At 60.3% G+C, this 17,666-nt stretch carries 18 protein-coding genes and 1 tRNA gene; 13 read left to right on the forward strand and 6 right to left on the reverse strand.

Annotated features, from left to right (window positions below; translation table 11 throughout):
* The first annotated feature begins 3 nt into the window (after window positions 1-3).
* Genes trbL through XI08_RS41695 form a run of 5 tightly spaced genes read left to right on the forward strand, consistent with a single transcriptional unit; the run spans window position 4 to window position 4,396 of the window.
* On the forward strand, window positions 4-1,239 hold the full coding sequence (gene trbL, locus XI08_RS41675; RefSeq protein ID WP_271578892.1) for a P-type conjugative transfer protein TrbL: 1,236 nt from the start codon (window positions 4-6) through the stop codon (window positions 1,237-1,239).
* A 49-nt stretch (window positions 1,240-1,288) separates the two neighbouring features.
* On the forward strand, window positions 1,289-1,969 hold the full coding sequence (gene trbF / locus XI08_RS41680) for a conjugal transfer protein TrbF (RefSeq protein ID WP_097669062.1): 681 nt from the start codon (window positions 1,289-1,291) through the stop codon (window positions 1,967-1,969).
* Window positions 1,970-1,971: 2 nt separating this feature from the next.
* Window positions 1,972-2,946, forward strand: coding sequence for a P-type conjugative transfer protein TrbG (trbG, locus tag XI08_RS41685; RefSeq protein WP_271578893.1), 975 nt, complete (start codon window positions 1,972-1,974; stop codon window positions 2,944-2,946).
* Window positions 2,943-4,148: a TrbI/VirB10 family protein gene (locus XI08_RS41690; RefSeq protein WP_271578894.1), complete on the forward strand. Its 1,206-nt coding sequence runs from the start codon at window positions 2,943-2,945 to the stop codon at window positions 4,146-4,148. The genes trbG and XI08_RS41690 overlap by 4 nt, the downstream gene beginning before the upstream one ends.
* Window positions 4,149-4,153: 5 nt before the next feature.
* Window positions 4,154-4,396, forward strand: a complete 243-nt coding sequence (locus XI08_RS41695) for a DUF2274 domain-containing protein (protein ID WP_271567614.1) — start codon at window positions 4,154-4,156, stop codon at window positions 4,394-4,396.
* 253 nt (window positions 4,397-4,649) lie between these two features.
* Here the strand turns inward: XI08_RS41695 and XI08_RS46095 are convergent, their stop codons facing one another.
* Window positions 4,650-4,940, reverse strand: coding sequence for a LysR family transcriptional regulator substrate-binding protein (locus tag XI08_RS46095; protein WP_333929408.1), 291 nt, complete (start codon window positions 4,938-4,940; stop codon window positions 4,650-4,652).
* Window positions 4,826-5,257, reverse strand: coding sequence for a LysR family transcriptional regulator (locus XI08_RS46100; protein ID WP_333929533.1), 432 nt, complete (start codon window positions 5,255-5,257; stop codon window positions 4,826-4,828). The genes XI08_RS46095 and XI08_RS46100 overlap by 115 nt, the downstream gene beginning before the upstream one ends.
* A gap of 75 nt (window positions 5,258-5,332) precedes the next feature.
* Between XI08_RS46100 and XI08_RS41705 the strand changes: the two genes are divergently transcribed.
* Complete coding sequence (locus XI08_RS41705; protein ID WP_442869597.1) at window positions 5,333-5,512, forward strand: type IV toxin-antitoxin system AbiEi family antitoxin domain-containing protein; 180 nt, start codon at window positions 5,333-5,335, stop codon at window positions 5,510-5,512.
* On the opposite strand, the gene XI08_RS41710 is transcribed toward XI08_RS41705, so the two are convergent.
* Window positions 5,499-5,834 carry a hypothetical protein gene (locus XI08_RS41710; RefSeq protein WP_271579130.1) on the reverse strand — a complete coding sequence of 112 codons (336 nt, stop codon included), beginning with the start codon at window positions 5,832-5,834 and terminating at the stop codon, window positions 5,499-5,501. The genes XI08_RS41705 and XI08_RS41710 overlap by 14 nt on opposite strands.
* Here XI08_RS41710 and XI08_RS41715 point away from each other — a divergent pair.
* The 6 genes from XI08_RS41715 to XI08_RS41740 all read left to right on the forward strand — a co-directional run bounded on the left by XI08_RS41715 (window position 5,808) and on the right by XI08_RS41740 (window position 13,960).
* Window positions 5,808-6,140 carry a methyl-accepting chemotaxis protein gene (locus XI08_RS41715; RefSeq protein ID WP_271578895.1) on the forward strand — a complete coding sequence of 111 codons (333 nt, stop codon included), beginning with the start codon at window positions 5,808-5,810 and terminating at the stop codon, window positions 6,138-6,140. The genes XI08_RS41710 and XI08_RS41715 overlap by 27 nt on opposite strands.
* Window positions 6,141-7,341: 1,201 nt before the next feature.
* On the forward strand, window positions 7,342-8,664 hold the full coding sequence (locus tag XI08_RS41720; protein ID WP_097669066.1) for an NtaA/DmoA family FMN-dependent monooxygenase: 1,323 nt from the start codon (window positions 7,342-7,344) through the stop codon (window positions 8,662-8,664).
* A 104-nt stretch (window positions 8,665-8,768) separates the two neighbouring features.
* Window positions 8,769-10,406: an ABC transporter substrate-binding protein gene (locus tag XI08_RS41725; RefSeq protein WP_271578896.1), complete on the forward strand. Its 1,638-nt coding sequence runs from the start codon at window positions 8,769-8,771 to the stop codon at window positions 10,404-10,406.
* Complete coding sequence (locus tag XI08_RS41730) at window positions 10,403-11,368, forward strand: ABC transporter permease (protein WP_271578897.1); 966 nt, start codon at window positions 10,403-10,405, stop codon at window positions 11,366-11,368. Before XI08_RS41725 ends, XI08_RS41730 begins: the two co-directional genes overlap by 4 nt.
* Window positions 11,365-12,228, forward strand: coding sequence for an ABC transporter permease (locus XI08_RS41735; RefSeq protein ID WP_161536663.1), 864 nt, complete (start codon window positions 11,365-11,367; stop codon window positions 12,226-12,228). Before XI08_RS41730 ends, XI08_RS41735 begins: the two co-directional genes overlap by 4 nt.
* Before the next feature lies 1 nt (window position 12,229).
* Window positions 12,230-13,960 carry a dipeptide ABC transporter ATP-binding protein gene (locus tag XI08_RS41740; protein ID WP_271578898.1) on the forward strand — a complete coding sequence of 577 codons (1,731 nt, stop codon included), beginning with the start codon at window positions 12,230-12,232 and terminating at the stop codon, window positions 13,958-13,960.
* 606 nt (window positions 13,961-14,566) lie between these two features.
* Here the strand turns inward: XI08_RS41740 and XI08_RS41745 are convergent.
* The 3 genes from XI08_RS41745 to XI08_RS41755 all read right to left on the reverse strand — a co-directional run bounded on the left by XI08_RS41745 (window position 14,567) and on the right by XI08_RS41755 (window position 16,971).
* The gene (locus tag XI08_RS41745; RefSeq protein ID WP_161536661.1) at window positions 14,567-14,776 is read right to left on the reverse strand and encodes a hypothetical protein; all 210 of its coding nucleotides are present in this window, start codon (window positions 14,774-14,776) and stop codon (window positions 14,567-14,569) included.
* A gap of 517 nt (window positions 14,777-15,293) precedes the next feature.
* On the reverse strand, window positions 15,294-16,796 hold the full coding sequence (locus tag XI08_RS41750) for a tyrosine-type recombinase/integrase (RefSeq protein ID WP_271578899.1): 1,503 nt from the start codon (window positions 16,794-16,796) through the stop codon (window positions 15,294-15,296).
* Window positions 16,797-16,886: 90 nt separating this feature from the next.
* A tRNA-Leu gene (locus XI08_RS41755) sits at window positions 16,887-16,971 on the reverse strand.
* A gap of 155 nt (window positions 16,972-17,126) precedes the next feature.
* Here XI08_RS41755 and XI08_RS41760 point away from each other — a divergent pair.
* The gene (locus XI08_RS41760; RefSeq protein WP_027544348.1) at window positions 17,127-17,666 is read left to right on the forward strand and encodes a disulfide bond formation protein B; all 540 of its coding nucleotides are present in this window, start codon (window positions 17,127-17,129) and stop codon (window positions 17,664-17,666) included.

Consider the following 17,666-nt stretch of genomic DNA (forward strand, 5'->3'; position numbering starts at 1 on the left):
GCCATGGGCGGCACCGGTGTCATCGACCAGTTCCTGGAAACCTTCACGCGCTACATCGACTCCGGATTTGGCTTCGTTGGGGGCGAAGTCAGCTATCTTGCGACCACATTGGCCGCAATCGACCTCACGCTCGCCGGCCTGTTCTGGTCCCTAGGAAGCGATGAGGAGATCATCGCCCGGCTTGTCAAAAAGACGCTGTTCGTCGGCGTCTTTGCCTACCTGATCGGCAATTGGAATAGCCTTTCCCGCATCGTCTTTGAGAGTTTTGCAGGTCTTGGACTGAAGGCTTCGGGCACAAGCCTCTCATCGGCGGATTTCTTGCGGCCGGGCCGGATCGCCCAAGTTGGGCTCGATGCCGGCCGCCCCATCCTTGATTCGATTTCCTCGCTGATGGGCTATGTCAGCTTCTTCGAGAACTTCGTCCAGATCGCGGTTCTCCTGTTCGCTTGGATCGTGGTGCTACTGGCCTTCTTTGTCCTGGCCATCCAGCTCTTCGTCACGCTGATCGAGTTCAAGCTGACGACACTTGCCGGCTTCGTCCTGATCCCCTTCGGTCTGTTCGGCAAGACCGCCTTTGCGGCCGAGCGGGTGCTGGGCAACGTGATCTCGTCAGGCGTAAAAGTCCTGGTCCTCGCGGTCATTGTCGGCATCGGATCGACCTTGTTCTCGCAATTCACGGCAGGTTTCGGCGGCAACCAGCCAGCCATCGAGAACGCGATGGCGCTGGTGCTCGGCGCTCTCTCCCTACTTGGTCTCGGCATCTTCGGACCTGGCATCGCCAACGGCATCGTTTCTGGCGGCCCGCAGCTTGGCGCGGGTAGCGCGGTCGGCACTGGACTTGCGGCTGGTGGGGTGATTGCGGCTGGCGCCGGCCTTGCAGCCGGCGCTGCCGGTCTCGCCAGCGGCGCCATCGCGGGCGCGTCGCGCGGCGGAAGCGCCATTGCGAGTGGTGCGGCGAGCGTGTTTCGGACGGCGAGCCACGCCGGTTTCGAGGCGAGCGGTTCGGCTGCTGCAAGCCCCTTGCGCTCAGTCGCGGCAGGTTTTGGCGATGGCGCGAGCAATGCCGGTAAGAGGGAAGGGGAAGCTTCTGGCGCGTCAGACAGTGCACCCGCATGGGTTCGTCGGATGAAGCGGGCACAGACGGTCCAGCATGGGGCATCAGCTGCAACGCACGCGATTCGCTCGGGTGATCACGGCGGAGGCGGCGGATCTGTCGACCTCTCGCAAGGGGATCGCTGACGCTTTCTCTTTTCAATCCCGTTCTCAGTCATCTCTTGGGGGGCAAACGATGTTCAAACGATCGGCCGTGCACTATGGCCGCACACCGGCAGCAGTCACTCCTTATCAACGCGCAGCCCAGGTCTGGGATGACCGCATTGGCGCGGCGCGCGTTCAGGCCAAGAACTGGCGTTTGATGGCCTTTGGCTGCCTTTTCCTCTCTGCTGGTTTTGCCGGCGCTCTGGTCTGGCAATCAGCGCACGGCACGATTACGCCTTGGGTGGTCGAGGTCGATCAATTGGGTGAAGCAAAGACGGTTGCGCCGGCAAATGCCAGCTATCAGCCGACAGACCCGCAAGTCGCGTTTCACCTGGCGCGCTTCATCGAGCACGTGCGCGGCCTGCCGATGGACGCGATCATCCTTCGCGAAAACTGGCTCCGCGCCTACGACTTTACGACCGACCGGGGCGCGGCGGCACTCAACGACTATGCTCGGAACAACGATCCGTTCGCCAGGCTCGGCAAGATGCAAATTGCAATCGAGGTCTCGAGCGTGATCCGGGCTTCGCCAGAGAGTTTTCGTCTGGCCTGGATCGAGCGCCGTTACGACAACGGTCAACTCGCCGCGACCGAGCGATGGAGCGCGATCCTCACAGTCGTCGCGGAGATGCCACGTGACCTGGACCGGCTGCGGAAGAATCCACTTGGCATCTATGTCAACGCCATCAACTGGTCGAAGGAGTTGGGCTGACCATGCCGTCACATGTTCTTCTTGCGTCACGGAAAGTGCGGCCGCGCTTGCCTCTGGCTCTTCTAATCTGTGTCTCCACTCTTAGCGGCTGCTCCACGTTCAAGCCGCCGCAAATCAGCTATGATAGCGAGCTTCCGCCGCCGCCCGATTTGCCGGCGCCTGCCGATGATCGTCCACGGCCGCTGCATGTGCCACCTAGCTGGAAGGCTGCACGCGGCGGCAAGAGCGCGGAAGCCAAGGAGCCCATCGAGCGCATCGAAACGGCAAATGATGCCGCACGGGTGCAGCCGCGCAAAGCCGGCTACTTCAATGCAGTGCAGGTGTTTTCCTATAGCCCGGGCGCCCTCTATCAGATCTATGCCGCGCCGGGTCGAATTACGGACATTGCGCTCGAGCCCGGGGAGCAGCTGATCGGCTCGGGGCCGGTTGCAGCTGGTGATACGGTGCGGTGGGTTGTCGGCGATACCGAGAGCGGGAACGGCGACACGCGTCGTGTCCACATCATGGTCAAGCCGACACGCCCCTCGATTGAGACCAATCTCGTCATCAACACCGACCGGCGCACTTACCTGGTCGAGCTCCGCTCCCGCGAAAAGCCCTATATGCCTTCGGTTGCGTGGTTCTATCCGGAGGATGGAGGCGCGCGTCATCGGGCTCTGTCGCCGACGCCCTTCATCCCGGATCTAGCAGCGCGCCGCTATCGCTACGCCATCGAGGGCGACAGCCCGCCCTGGCGTCCGGTCAACGCCTACGACGATGGCCGCAAGGTCTATGTCGAGTTTTCGCCGGGGATCGGGCAGGGCCAGATGCCGCCGCTGTTCGTGATCGGGCCTGACGGCAAGACCGAGCTCGTCAACTACCGCGCCTACGGCAACCTACTGATCGTGGACCGGCTGTTCGCGGCCGCGGAACTGAGGTTGGGCGAGGAGCACCATCAGAAGGTCAGGATCGTGCGGACCGACGGGAGGCCGCAGTGAGCGATACTAGCCACGCAAATGACACGCCCAACGATGCGCCTCGCGTTAAGCCGCCGGGCGAGATCGCCGAAACCCTGCGGCTCCGGCCGGACCGTCAGCAGGTGGCGCGCCTGTCGCGCAAGGTGCTTGCGGGTGGTGGCGCCCTTGTGCTCGTGCTCATCTCTGGCGCGGTGTTCTGGGCTCTGCAGGAGAAGCGATCGCGCACTCCGGCGTCGGAAGGGCTCTACGCGACCGATCACCACAGTGTCGCCGATCAGCTTGCAACCCTGCCCAAGGACTACACCGAAATCCCGAAAAACGTGCCTCGTCTCGGGCCTCCTTTGCCAGGCGATCTCGGCCGGCCGATCGTCGCCGCCCAAGGGTCGTCGACTTCGAGCCCGCTCGGGGTTGATCCCGAACAGCAGCGCGTCAACCAGGAGAGCGAAGCGGCACGCACCAGTAAGGTGTTTGCCAGCACCAACGTCCGTCCGTCGGCCGCTGTGACGGCGCCCAATGAAACTCCTTCGAATGCCGCGACATCATCCGATGAAGCGTTCGCGCAGAATGGACAGGACCGGAAACTTGCTTTCGTCAGTGCATCCGTCGATCGCCGCACCGCCAGCCCAGATCGACTGACGAGGCCAGCTTCTCCATTCGTGGTGCAAGCCGGGACCGTTATTCCGGCTGCTCTCATCACGGGTATTCGGTCCGATCTGCCAGGGCAAATCACGGCGCAAGTAACAGAAGCCGTCTACGATTCCCCTACCGGCCGAGCCCGCCTTATCCCCCAGGGAGCAAGACTCATCGGCACGTACGACAGCCAGGTCGCCTTTGGCCAGTCGCGCGTGCTGCTGGTTTGGACCCGGCTCATCATGCCGAATGGGCGTTCGATCGTGCTGGAGCGCCAGCCCGGGGCGGACGCCGCGGGGTACTCAGGCCTCGAAGACGAGGTCGACAATCACTGGAAAGAGCTCTTGGGCGCCGCCGCGCTTTCAACCCTGCTCGCCGTCGGCACCGAGGTGAATTCCGGAGCGGATACGGGTAGCACGAATAGCGACCTCATTGCTGCGCTCCGGCGCGGGGCGGGGGATTCCGCGAATCAAACTGGCCAGCAGCTGGTCCGCCGCAATCTCAACATCCAGCCGACCTTGACGATCCGCCCGGGATTTCCGGTGAGGGTCATCGTCAACCGCGATCTGGTGCTCGAACCGTACAGAGGGTGAGGACAATGGCCAAGCTGAAGCTCGGAGCGATCGAGGACGATAAGCCGACCAAGGTGACGCACGAATTGCCCGCGAGCGTCCACCGGGACCTTGTCGCCTACGCCGAAATCCTGGCTCAGGAAACGGGGCAGCGGCCCCAGGATCCGGCAAAACTAATCGCGCCCATGCTGGCGCGGTTCATGGCGGCGGACAGGAGCTTTAGGAAGGCCCGACGGGAGCGTCAACGCCCGAGGGGAGGCGAGGGGTAGCGCTCGGAGAGCAGCTTCAAGAAGGCGGCCAACGCTGGGTTATCATTGTCGGGCGGCCAATAAGCCGAAAAGTCGAAGCGGCTCGGACCGCCGCCGTCGCGCAGCTCGCGGTAGACGAGGCCCCCATAGTTAATGTCGGATTCGAGCACCAAGCTGATTCCTGTATTCATGCTGATTAGGCTCTTGATGATGTCGCGGCTGACGTCGTGGTGCTCGAATTTAGGACGGTTTTCAGGCGATACGAGCTTGGAGATTAGAAAAAATCTTTTCCCGGATCGTAATGACGCAGCAACACCGTCTCGTCCCGCAGATCAGTCCAGTAGACAGTGTCCCGCGCCGCGAAATGATCATGCGGTAAGACGGCCAGAACGCGCTCGCTCAACAGTGGCAACGCGTTAATGTCGAGTAGTGGTCGGCTCCCAGTGACGATTAGGATATCGAGAGCGCCGTTGCAAAGTGCCGTTGCCGAGCGTGTTCGTGATCGTTCAACCGCCGCCAGCTCGATCTTGCTTGAAATCCAGCAAGGACGCTTGAAGATTGCCAACCGAAAGCGACGTGCAAAATCCGGCGCTGAGCCGACCGGTTCACCGTTCCGAACTGCTCTGCAGTCGCTATCAGAGTATCGAACTCCTCTAGAATTGTCCTTGCCAGGCGAAGAACACTGCGGCCTGCCTGTGTTGGGCGCACACCGCCGCTGAAGCGCTCGAAGATCGCAATTCCCAAGTGGTGTTCAATCTCGTTAATTCTACGGCTGAGGCAGGATTGTTGGGACCTCAGCAATTCCGCCGCTTGACGGAGGCTGCCACAATCGGCCGCGGCCACGACAGAGCGCAGGTGCTTCAGTTCAAGGGCTCTGCCCACGTGGGGAGAAGGTTTTGATCGAAGGAGCAGGTCGACGCCCTGTTTGGCGGCCTCGGCAATCTGCGCCCTGTTCGTTTGCAAAAACTATTGAAGGATTGCGCCGGCGTGAAGGTCAAGCGCCTGTTCTTCTTCGCCGATCGACATAAGCATCCGTGGCTTAAGAGACTCGACAAGGAAGCTGTCGCTGGGCAGCGGCAAGCGTATGCTCGTCAAAGGCGGTGTTCGCGACCTCGCCTACCGCCTAACCGTTCCTGAGGATCTGACGTTGGCTAACGTCTACAAACGGAAAGTCGCCCTGCAAGCGCTTAACGGGGGTGGCAAGTGAGCTGACGATTCGAGTCTCCAGCGCGGTATCTGCATCGCGACAAACAAATTCGAATGTCAATGCGATATCCGGTGCGGTGAATGAGTTGGCGGCATCGATCTCAGCAATTGCACAGCAGGGCCGGACCTTGAACGAGACATTCAGCCAAGCCGAGCGGAGAGCAAAAGAAGCAACGTCACGTGTGATGGAGTTGACTGCCGCGTCGAATAAGATGGCGAGGTAATCATGCTTATTAAGAAAATTGCCCGGCAAACCAATCTTCTGGCTCTAAACGCCACAAACGAGGCTTCTCGCGCTGGCGATTCAGGCAAGGGATTTGCAGTCGTTGCCGCAGAGGTAAAGGTGCTGGCGGGTCAGACCGCGGAAGCTACAGACGAAATTGTCAGACACGTGGATGGAATACAGACTTCCACGGCTGAAGCCGCGGAAGAGATCAGAGAGATCGCGATCCTCGTAGAGGTCGTCAACAAGGTGGCTGCCAACATTGCTGCGGCCGTTCATCGGTTCGACGCTACGACTATGGGCGTCAGCAATTCGATAGAACATGGCGGCTGCTGACACACATGATGTGGAGTCGAATCTGTCCACCGGCGCGGCTGTCGCCGATCGTACGAGCCAAGCAGCCGTAGATGCCATGAATGCGTCATCCGATGTGGCTCTTCGTACCGCCGAACTGCGCCGCGTAATTGGAGGCTTTTTGGAAAAAGTTGCAGCTTAGGAATCCAATGGATGGATTGCCAAGCCCGAAGACGTTGTGAGCTGTTGGCGCCCGATTTGTAGGATTGTCCTTTCGGCACGTGCAGGGGCGCCTGACGCGAACCCAACGTTACCACCTGCAACTTCAATATCTCGTCAAGTGCGAGGTCCTGGCCGTTACGCTTGGAACATTCGGTTTGGATGGTTGTCTGTCTGCTTTCCATCAAGCCGGCATATGCAGTGCTCTCGGGCGTCTCGCTAACTATGGAGAGACGATCATGATGGCCAATTTCACAAAGGCCGAGACAGTCGTCCTGGGCTGGCTTGCCACTGTTGAAGTTGGAAACAGATCCAATGTCTCGCCGACGAAGCTGCGATCTTGTCTTCCTTGGCTTTGCACGCATGACGATCTTCACCGCATCATCGGGCAAAGGACGCTGCAGCGCCTTGGGCTCATCCTACGGAGCGCGCGTCCATTTCCGGACGCAAGAGTTCCATCGCACCCTCCAATAACCCGACGATGCGCGAGACCAGCGCTCGCAGGCCAGACTCGAATTACATCCGGTTCGCTATGCAACGCAGGCCAATCCGTACGCAAGTGACGCTTAGCTGCGGGTGAGCATCGGATCCAGCCATTAACGAATTCCTGCGCGACTGCAAAGAACTCTGCGCAAATCCTGCGCAGAGGGGCACGTGAAGGGATCGTCGTAGAAGGCAATACCAAGTCGCGCGATTACTTTGAAATACGCAACTATTGCGTTCGTGTGCCGCGCAGCTAGCTTTGCCATCACCTACGGCAGAGCGTCGGCCGGGGAATTTTCGAGAGAAGGCACTCATCGTGGCTTGTTCGCAATGAAGTCGCAACGCAGAGAAGGGGGCGGGCTGCTGACGCTAGTTGCGCTGTATTCGTGTTTCACCGCCGCTCACAGCTGTCGCGAGCGTCGTTCCAAGTCAGTTTCGACGCATCATTAGCTGCTGTGCAGCGCCGCGCCCGATTCGGCCGCAGTGTTGCGGCCGCAATTAGCTGCCTTTGAATTCACGGTCCCGAGAGAATCAATCTTCTATGACCCGTACACTGCATATTGGCCTTAATCTACACGGCGCGGGCGGTCACTCCGCGTCCTGGAGGCGGCCAGGAACCAATCCAAGCGCTTTCTTCGACATCGAGCACTATGTTCGGGCCGCGAAAGTCGCCGAGACTGGCCTGCTGAATGCTGTATTTCTCGCGGACACGCCCGCGATACCCTCTGACATTACTCGTCAACCGCCGCTCAATGGGCTGGAGCCGACGCTCGTCCTCGCCACGATCGCGCGCGAGACGAAACATATCGGACTGATCGCAACTGCATCGACGACCTATAACGATCCCTACAATCTGGCGCGGCGTTTCCAGTCGCTCGATGTCATCAGCGGCGGACGGGCCGGCTGGAATGCCGTCACGACCTCTAGCCCTGCAACGGTGGCGAACTTCGGTGGCCGCCAGCTCGGCCGCGAGGAGCGCTACAGCCGCGCGGAAGACTTCGTCGAAACCGTCCGCGCCCTCTGGCTGAGCTGGGGCGAGGGAACGATCATCGCTGACCAGAAATCCGGAGTGTATGCCAATCCGGCTCAGTTCCGGCTACTTGATGAAAAGAAAAATCCGTTCGCTCTCCGCGGGCCGCTCACTCACCCTGGCTCACGACAAGGTCACCCAATCATCGTGCAGGCCGGAGGGTCCGATCCTGGCTTGCGCCTTGCCGCTCGTAGTGCCGACGTTGTGTTCTCCGCCGCTGGCGATCTCGCGACGGCACAGCGTGAAGCGGGGCGCCTGCGCTCCCTCTCGCAGCACTTGGGCCGGCGCTTGGCTCCACTGATCCTTCCTGGGCTCGTCACCTTCATCGGAGGCACCGAACAGGAGGCGCAGCGTCGCAAACAAGATGTCGACGAATTGCTTGATCTGGAGCGGGCCCTGACTGCTCTGGCGCGAAGCATTGAGGTGCCTATCGAAAAGCTCAGCCTGGACAGGCCCATTCCGGAGGAGCTATTGCCCGATCCACATCATGTTGCGTTCTCGGTCGGACATCACCGCACGATCGAGACCTTGGCACGGCAAGGCCGCACGGTTCGCGAAATCATCGGCAGTGTTCAAGCCTTTGGCCATCGCCTGCTGGTGGGCACCCCCGAGCAGATTGCCAGTTCGATCGGAGAGTGGTTTCGCGCAGGGGCGGTTGATGGCTTCAACATCATTCCGGACGTGCTCGAAGATGGCACTCCGGCCTTTGTCGACCATGTCGTTCCGATCTTGCAGCGGCGAGGGTTGTTCCGGACCGAATATCGCGGCGAGACGCTGCGCGAACATTTTGGCATCCCCGCAGCCGAGCCTGCAGAACAGCATGCAACTGTCTGATCGGCTGATGCCGCGGTCTTACACCAAACAATGTGGAGCTTGATATGTCTCGATCGGACGAACCCTCGCTGGAACTGTCTAGCCTTCGACCGACAGGTCACAGAATGCGAAAGGCGATGCCCGTTCTGTTATCGGTTGCAAGCCTGTCGCTGACTGCTGTACCGCCTGGCGCCTCTGCAGGAAACGCTTCATCCGACAATCCGAAGCACGGAGGCATCATTCGATACGGCCACTTCCAAGAGCCTCCTTGCCTGTACGGGGGCTGGGTACAGCAATGGTACCTTCAGCGGCAGTTTAGCGACAATCTGGTTGCACGCAGCAATGACGGAAAAATACTCCCCTGGCTTGCAACGTCCTGGGCAACTTCGGAGGACAGGAAGGTCTATACGTTCGAGATCAAGCCAAATGTGAAATTTACGGACGGCACAGCCCTCGATGCGCAGGCCATTGCTGATAATATCAACGGATGGCTCAGCACTAACCCGGATCTTCGAAATCCCACCGCTGCTCCTTACCTCAGCGATAGCTTTGAATCGGCAACTGCTATTGCACCCCTGAGCTTGCGCATAACGCTCAAAACACCGTTTGAGCCGCTGCTCAATGTCCTCGCCCAATCGTCCCAGGGCATCTTGTCGCCAACCGCACTCAAGCGGGGCCTTGCTGCGAATTGCGAAAGCCCTGTCGGTTCGGGGCCGTTCATCGTGGAGAAGTGGTCTCACGGGCGAGAGGTCATATTCCGCCGCAACCCCAACTACAATTCGGCGCCGGCCACCGCAAAGCACCAGGGTCCGGCTTTTGTTGATGGTATCGACTGGAAGTTCCTGGCCGACCAGACGGTCCGATACGGCTCACTGCTCACGGGTGAGACCGATGCCGCGTATGACATTCCGGCTGTCGCGTGGAAGGACGCCAACTCACGCTTCAACGTGTTGCGGCACATTACCGGCGGTACCCCGTTGCGCCTCGCGCTTTTTGCTGCACGGCCGCCGTTTGACGACGTGCTTGTCCGCCAGGCATTCGCATATTCGACCGATCGAAAGGCTGCCATTGAATCGTCCTTCCTGGGCTCTTTGCCATTTGAAGGCAATGGTGCGCTCAGCCAGAGTTCGCCGGAATATATCAGCGAGTTTGGGCAATCCTATGCGTACGATGTTGGCATAGCCAATCGGCTCCTGGACCGGGCTGGTTGGACCGAGCGCAACAAGGGCGGCGTTCGCGTCAAGAACGGTAAGCCACTTCTCATACGGATTTCTTACTCGAGCGCCTTTCTAAAGCCCGATGGCGAGCAGGCACTGCAGGTACTGCAGAGCCAGGCAAAGGCGGCTGGATTTGACGTGCGCCTTCAGCCAACAAATCAAGCGGATTTCTTTGCCGGGAAGAATCTCGGGCTCAACGATTACGAGATCGTGCTCCTGTATTGGGTTGCGCCGGGCGCTGAGATCTTTCGCATTTCATGGAAGCCGGACCAGGATGGCCAGCGCAACGGTTTTAATCCATCTCGCTATCAGGACCAGGCGTTGTGGGATGTCATTCAGAAGGCGGAACAAAGCTTCGATGATGCGTCGCGCACCGCCCTCTATCAAGAGGCCGAGCGCAAAATCATAGATCAAGCGCCTGTGATTGGGTTTACGGTTCTGGACGTCACTGTTGCCACTACTCGCAATCTCAAAGACGTCTGGTTGGACCGTGGGTCGGTCGGCGAGCCGGTCTTCTATGACGCCAACTTCACTGACAAGAAATGACATTCGTGAACCTTGCAGCCCACAATCCAGCTGTTTGGTTGGTGCGGCGGTTCCTGTCCGGTGCCGTTGTGGTGTGGGCTTCGGCAAGCTTCACTTTGCTCATTCAGTGCCTGCTGCCGGGCGATCGGGGGCAGATCATCTTCAGTGTGAGGAGTGGCAATGTCGGAGAGGCGCCCGCCGCGGAGCTTGCAGCGATCAATGCGAAATACGGCTTTGATCAGCCGCTTGCTATCCAGTACGCGAAGTACATCTGGGGCATTCTGCATGGAGATCTCGGTCAATCCTACCAGCAGCATCGGCCGGTCCTCGAGATCATCGCAGAACAGATTGGCCCTACAATCGTGCTGGCGATCGCAGCACTCGTGGCTGCATGGGTTATCGCCATCCTAACCACCTTGTTTGCTGCCGGTAGAGACAATATCTGGGCTAAGCTGCTCAGTGGGATGCAAGTTTTTTTAGCAACCTTGCCGCCTTACTGGCTGGCGACCATCCTACTCGTCGTCTTCGCAGTCCAATTGCGCGTTTTTCCGGTTGTTGGGGGCAACTCCGCCATGGGCCTCGTTCTTCCAACGCTCGCACTGGCTTTGGAGTTGTCAGGCTTTTTCGGGCAGGTGGTCCTGCATGAGTTCACGCGTGTGCTCGACCAACCGTTCGTAACGTCGGCGCGAGCACGAGGCATGGGAGATCTTGGCGTCAGATTCCGCCATGTCCTGCGTCATGCGGCTTTGCCTGGCATCACGTTGTCGGGGTGGGCGCTTGGCAAGCTGCTATCTGGAGCAATCTTGATCGAGGCGGTTTTTGCGCGCCAGGGGCTCGGCGGCGTCCTTGTCGCCGCAACGTCTTCACGAGACGTACCAGTGGTCTCAGGGGCGGTTTTAATTTCCGCCGGTCTGTTCGTCGTTGCCAGCTTGGTCGTCGATCTCACCTACCGGCTGGTTGATCCGAGGATCAAACTGACATGAGCACGTTTGCCGAAGCCACCCTGTCTTCGCTGTTCGGCGGAGGGCGGGCGACCGCCCGCACTATTCCCGCACGGGTCTACGGTGCTGCCATTACAGCGGCGTTCTTTATCATCGCGGCGATCGCGCCTAAACTGCTGCAGACACATGATCCGCTGGCGATAGATTTAGCCGCCTCGCTGCGAGCCCCTTCGGTCGCGCACTGGCTAGGGACAGACCAATCCGGCCGTGATCTCTACTCCCGGATTGTGGAGGGAGCAGGTCAGTCCCTGGCCATCGGCTTTGGGGCAACCGGCTTAAGCATGTCTATTGCATTGATCCTCGGGGTTACGGCCGGACTCGCAGGGGGCGCGCTCGACAACATTCTCAGTCGTCTCCTGGACGTGCTCTTCGCACTTCCCACGCTGTTCCTCGCGCTTCTCTTCGTCAGCGTCTTGGGGCCATCGCTCTCGACCGAAATCATAGCGGTCGGAATCGGCACGGCGCCGGGTTATGGGCGCATGATCAGGGGCCAGATCCTTGCCGTCAAAGGAGCGGCCTATGTGGAGGCGGCCAAGGCGATCGGGCATCCTTATCCGCGTATTGTTTTGAAGCACATTCTTCCAAACGCAATGAGCCCACTAATGGTGATGATGACGCTGGGTGTTGGCCAAGCCATTATCTGGGCCTCGGGCCTTGCATTTCTCGGCCTTGGCGTTGCTCCACCGGCGCCTGAATGGGGCGCGCTGCTCAACGCCGGACGCAACTATGTGATCTATGCGTGGTGGCTGGAGATCATGCCGGGCTTAGCCGTCGTGGTATTTGCCCTCAGCGTCACTATTCTCGGAAGCTATTTTCAAGATCGTCTGGAAGGAAAGGCCTGACATGCTGCACGTTGCTCCGAAGCTTGTCTCCCAGCAGACAGACCTCCTCAACGTCGATTCGCTGCGGGTCTCGTTCGGGCGCAATGTTCCTGAGGGCACAGCTGTGCGCGGCGTGTCCTTCTCACTTCGGCCGGGGCGGTGCCTCGCCATTGTCGGCGAGTCCGGCTCAGGCAAGAGCGTGACCTCTCGCGCTCTCGTGGGGCTTGCCGGCCGGCGCGCGCATGTCCATGCGCGCCAACTGAGCTTTGCCGGGATGGACCTGGCATCACTCGACGATCGCGCCTGGCGGCGGATCCGTGGCAAGGAAATCGGCTTCGTTCTACAGGATGCACTAATCTCCCTTGATCCGCTCCGGGAGGTCGGCAAAGAGATTGGGGAGGGATTGCTTCTTCATCGTGCGGTCACTTCCCGCGAGGAGCTCGATGAGCGTGTGCTTGAGCTCCTCAAACTCGTCGGTGTTCCTGATCCCGAGATCAAAGCCCGGCAACTCCCGCATCAATTATCCGGTGGCCAGCGCCAGCGCGCGCTCATCGCTGCGGCACTTGCGCTCGATCCACGCCTCCTGATCGCGGACGAGCCAACTACCGCCCTGGACGTGACCGTGCAAGCTCAGGTGCTGGCACTGCTTGGGGGGGCCAAGGCGCGCGGCAAGGCCCTTATCCTGATCAGCCATGACCTTGCGGTGGCCTTGCGCCTTGCGGACGACGTCATGGTCATGCGCGAGGGCGAAGTTGTCGAGCGTGGATCGGCAGACCACGTTTTCCATGATCCGCAACACCCCTATACTCGCCAGCTCCTCGACGCAGTGCCGTCGAACCGTCCGCGCGGCTCGCGCCTGTCTCGAACGCCGGCAACCCGGCTGTCGATCTCGGCGCCAAAGCCGCCGCAGCTGCCCTCCGCCGATGCAAGTCGAGTTGTGCTCGGCGCGACTAACCTCGTGAAGCGCTTCAAGGGTCCGGACGGCATCTTGCGAACCGTCGTTAACGACGTATCCTTCGAGCTGCGATCTGGTGAGACATTGGGCATTGTCGGTGAGTCCGGATCAGGCAAGTCCACAACCGCTCGGATGGTGCTGGCCCTGGACCTGCCAGATGAGGGAGCTGTTCAGTTTGATGGGCAGCCCTGGACCGCGCTCAGGGAGCGCGAGCGCAGGGCGAGGCGCCGTTCCATCTCGATCATCTACCAGGATCCTTTGAGCTCGTTTGATCCTCGCTGGACGGTTGAGCGCATCATATCCGACAGCCTTTCCCGGGACATCGGACCGAAGCAGGAGCGGCGCAGGCGCGTGATTAAGCTGCTGGATCTGGTCGGGTTAGCGCCTGTCTTCTTGGGGCGCCGCCCGCTCGAGCTCTCTGGGGGGCAACGTCAGCGGGTCGCCATCGCGCGCGCGATTGCCCCAGGGCCGTCGGTGATCGTCTGTGACGAACCAGTGTCTGCCCTCGACGTGTCAATTCAGGCGCAAATTCTGGATCTCCTCAGCGACCTGAAAGCCCAGCTTGGCATGAGCTATCTCTTCATCTCGCATGATCTTGGGGTCGTGCGTCATCTCAGCGACCGCGTGATGGTCATGCGCAATGGTCGTGTTGTCGAAAGCGGCGAGACAGAGCAGATATTTGTCAATCCACGCGCAGACTACACCAGGCGCTTGATCTCTGCCGTGCCGCGCCTTGTCGAACCTGATACAGGCAATCGCGTCTCCAGCTTTTCCCTTAGTCGTCCGTTAAGAACGTGAGCGCGCACTGACCTCGCGCGAGAGTGCTGCCACGAACGGTTGGGGTGATGGCAAAGCCGGCGAGCGCAGGCCGTGGCGCTGCAGGATGCCGCTCTGGCGAGCGTTGGCCTCGCTGAAGAAAAAGCTCGCGGCCTAGCAATGAAACCATGTTCTAGCCTCATTTGAGACTGGAATCGCAGATTAATAACTCCCGCGCGCTAGAGCGGGGGGCAGCGAGACGTGGCGAACGGGCGGCGACGTAGTGTCTATGCTGCGCAGATATTGGTCGACGGCAGTCCTGTGCGGTGCAAGGTCCGCCACCTCACGGATTCCTCTGCGATCGTCCAAATCGATAGCGCGCCTTTCGTGCCCGCGGCTTTCGGCCTGCGCGTTCCAGGTGCTGGCTTAGATATTGATTGCTCGGTTGTATGGCGTGATGAGCGCCGTCTCGCCGTGAAGTTTCTGAGCTGACCGCCAATCTCTTTGTCGACGTGCGTCCCTACCCTGAACTCGGACCGTATAGAGTTGTAGGAATGCTGATCCAGACGTAACGTGCAAACTGGCGCGCCGGCTTGACCGGCGTCGCCCTTTTTCCGGCCATTGAGTCGTGATGCCGCTGCGAGCGGCTTATTTCACACCCACCTGGTCGACACTTTCGAAAAAGGAAACCGAGAATTGGCAAAACTTGCCGATGTTCTCGCGGCAGTCGATGCCCTTGACTTTGATCCCGCGAGAGGTAAACGCGTGGCGCGCCGCCTGAGCGAGGCTGGCAGATTCCTTCTGGCGGTTCGTCTCGGGCATCCGACTTGGCGAGGACGATGTCCTGCGCTTGATCATGGCAGTGGCGACCTGGCCAAAACTTCGCCAAGCAGAAACGTTTGTCGAGACTTGCGGAGCGTTGACGCCCGAGGGCGCTCATATTGCTGACGATGTGCCAGACTGCGTTCCCCGGAATGCATCCGATGCGATCGCGGCAGAAGTCGAATGGCCCGTAGAGGCGACGTCGAGGCGCGGAATTCAACCTTCGTCCGATCGTGGCCAGACATGGTGATTGAGGGCCGTAATACCCTCTGTCGCGCGTTTTCGCCAAGCGGGCGCCGATGCTGGACACTGAGCATACGATGGACACCGGGCGGCGACCACTATTCCGGTCGCCGCTGTTGCTGACATTCTTTTGCATTCGCCCCCGGCAGAGAATCTTTCATGCAACAAGCCGGGGGATTTCCTGTTCGACCAATCGCAATAATCGGGTGTTGCGTGTCCAGAATTTGAACCTACTCGCGGACCATTTCTCACCGACATCAGCTTGCCACGGATTGAATTTGGGCAACTTATCCAACTGATGATAGGTGACTCAACCCTGCGCGCCTCCCTTGATCGGCATTGCCTTCTTGGGATCGAGCCAGTGGTCGATCCGATCAGCCCAATGCTGCATCAGCTTCGTACGCGAGCCGATCAGTGCGAGCGGTCCGTGCTTCTTGTAGAGACCTTCCACGGTAGAGTTATCGAGATGCGCGAGCTGCAGCTCGACGACATCGCCATCCCAAGCCTTGGCATCCTTGATCTCTTCGTGGTGAGACAGGGTCGAGAAGGTGGTCCGGAATCCGTGGGCGCAATGATCAGTCTTGGTGTCAATGCCAAGCAGCCGCAAGCGTTTGTTGAGCGTGTTGTTCGATAGCGGGGCATCCTTCGAGCAGGAGAACGCGTACCGGCGATGGCCGGTCAGTTTCTGAACGCTGCGGAGGATTGCGAGTGCCTGCCGTGACAAAGGCACGACATGGTCCCAACCGGTCTTCATCTTGACGGCTGGAATAGTCCAGCGTTCGGCGTCCCAATCGACCTCGCTCCATTCCATTTCATTGACCATGCCGGGGCGGGGAATGGTCAGTGCATCGAAGCGCAAGGCAAGGCCAACAACGTCACTAAACCTCGCTCTCGTCCACGGTGCGCTGATGAGTTTGAAGACGCGCGTCACGTCGCGTGGTTCGGTGACGCCGGGACGCGGCGTCGAAATGTTGGCAATCATCTGCCCATTCAGGTTGCGAAATGGATTGTAGCCGTCGCCTTCGACATCGGCATAGTCGCAGATTTGCTCACCGATACTGCGCACGCGATCGCGGGTTTCGAGCTTTCCCTCGGCTTCGTATGAACGCATGAATGCGAGCACGTCCGGACGCTTGATGTCCTGCCTGCGCAGCTTGCCGAAGCGATCCTTGACGTAGCCGACGCGGAGCTCAAGCACCTCGATGGTCTTGGGGTCGCGCACCGCGACGATCCTGCCGCGTTTGACTTTCTCCACCTTCTTCTTGGCAAGCCACTCGTCGGCCCATTGCCCGAAAGGCCGGGCGGCCGCCTGCCTGTGCTTGTCGAACTGCTTCTCGGTGCTTGGGTCTTTGCCGTCCTTGAGCAGGACTTTGGCCTTGTCGCGCTCGCGCCGTGCGTCGGCGAGCGAGAACGTGCCATCCTTGCCGTTGCCGTAAGGGCCGATGGAATAGGTTTTCTGACGGCTGTGGAAGCGGTAGGCCATCCGCCAGAGCCTGGAGGCAGCGTTGCCGGGCCTGCTCTTGTCCGGCGTGACGAAGAGATAGAGACCGCCGCCGGTCACGTCCGATATCTTGGCGGGGCTCCACGCGCCGTTGTCGAATTTCGGTCGGGCGGCGCGGCAGTCGACGTCAGTCCTGATCTGCTTGGGGTTTGCGCACGCGCCGTCGTTCTTGCGGGCCATCTGCTCAATTCCTTCGCTGGGAATAGCCAAAGTCGCCGTGAACGTTTGTTCTCCCGATACCAACACGATACCAACAAAAATACCAACAAATCGGACGGCTGGGATCGGATGAGAACAAACGGTGACGAACACCGATGTGCGCGGATGTACCTATTTTTCAAGGGTTTCCGAACACTGCGCGGACGGTTGCGGACGCTTTAGAACGGGCTTGAACAGCCTAGTTGGTGCCCCTGGCCGGAATCGAACCAGCACTCCTTGCGGAACTCGATTTTGAGTCGAGCGCGTCTACCAGTTCCGCCACAGGGGCCCTCGGTCGGCCCCAGTGCGGGCGTCGCGAAGCCGGCGGACTATAGCCATGGACGGGGCAGGGTCAACCCGCGCCAAAGTGATCCCGGCCGTTCTCGACAGCCGCTTGGGCTGGGGCTAGAGGCTAAGGAAAGCGACCCAGCGGAAGAGGCTGCCGTGACGACCCAGAGTGCCGCAATACCTGCGTTCAAGCCGGCGGCGGCGAGCCCCGCGCTGGCCGCCTCCCTTCTCGTCACGCTGATTGCGGCAGCCACGATCGCGGGCGCCTGGTTCTTCCAGCTCGTGCTGGAGATCGTGCCCTGTCCGCTCTGCCTGGAGCAGCGTTACGCCTACTACCTCGCGATCCCGCTCGGCGCGCTCACCGCACTTGCGGCGAGGAGCGGCGCGCCGCGGCCATTGCTGCTCGCGGGGCTTGCGATCCTCGCGCTCGCGACGCTCGCCAATGCCGGGCTCGGCACCTACCACTCCGGCGTCGAATGGGGTTTTTGGAAGGGACCGACGGACTGCTCCGGCCCCGTCGTCAATCTCGGCAATGCCGCCGACCTTCTGTCGAAGCTCGACACCGTGAAGGTGGTGCGCTGCGACGAGGTGCAGTGGCGCTTCCTCGGCCTTTCGCTCGCCGGCTACAACGTGCTGATCTCGCTGCTGATGGCCGCGATCGCGGCGTGGGGATTTGTGCGGACGGCGAAGCGCTGA

The organism is Bradyrhizobium sp. CCBAU 11361, assembly GCF_028128935.1.
In the GTDB taxonomy this organism is placed as follows: Bacteria; Pseudomonadota; Alphaproteobacteria; order Rhizobiales; family Xanthobacteraceae; genus Bradyrhizobium; species Bradyrhizobium niftali.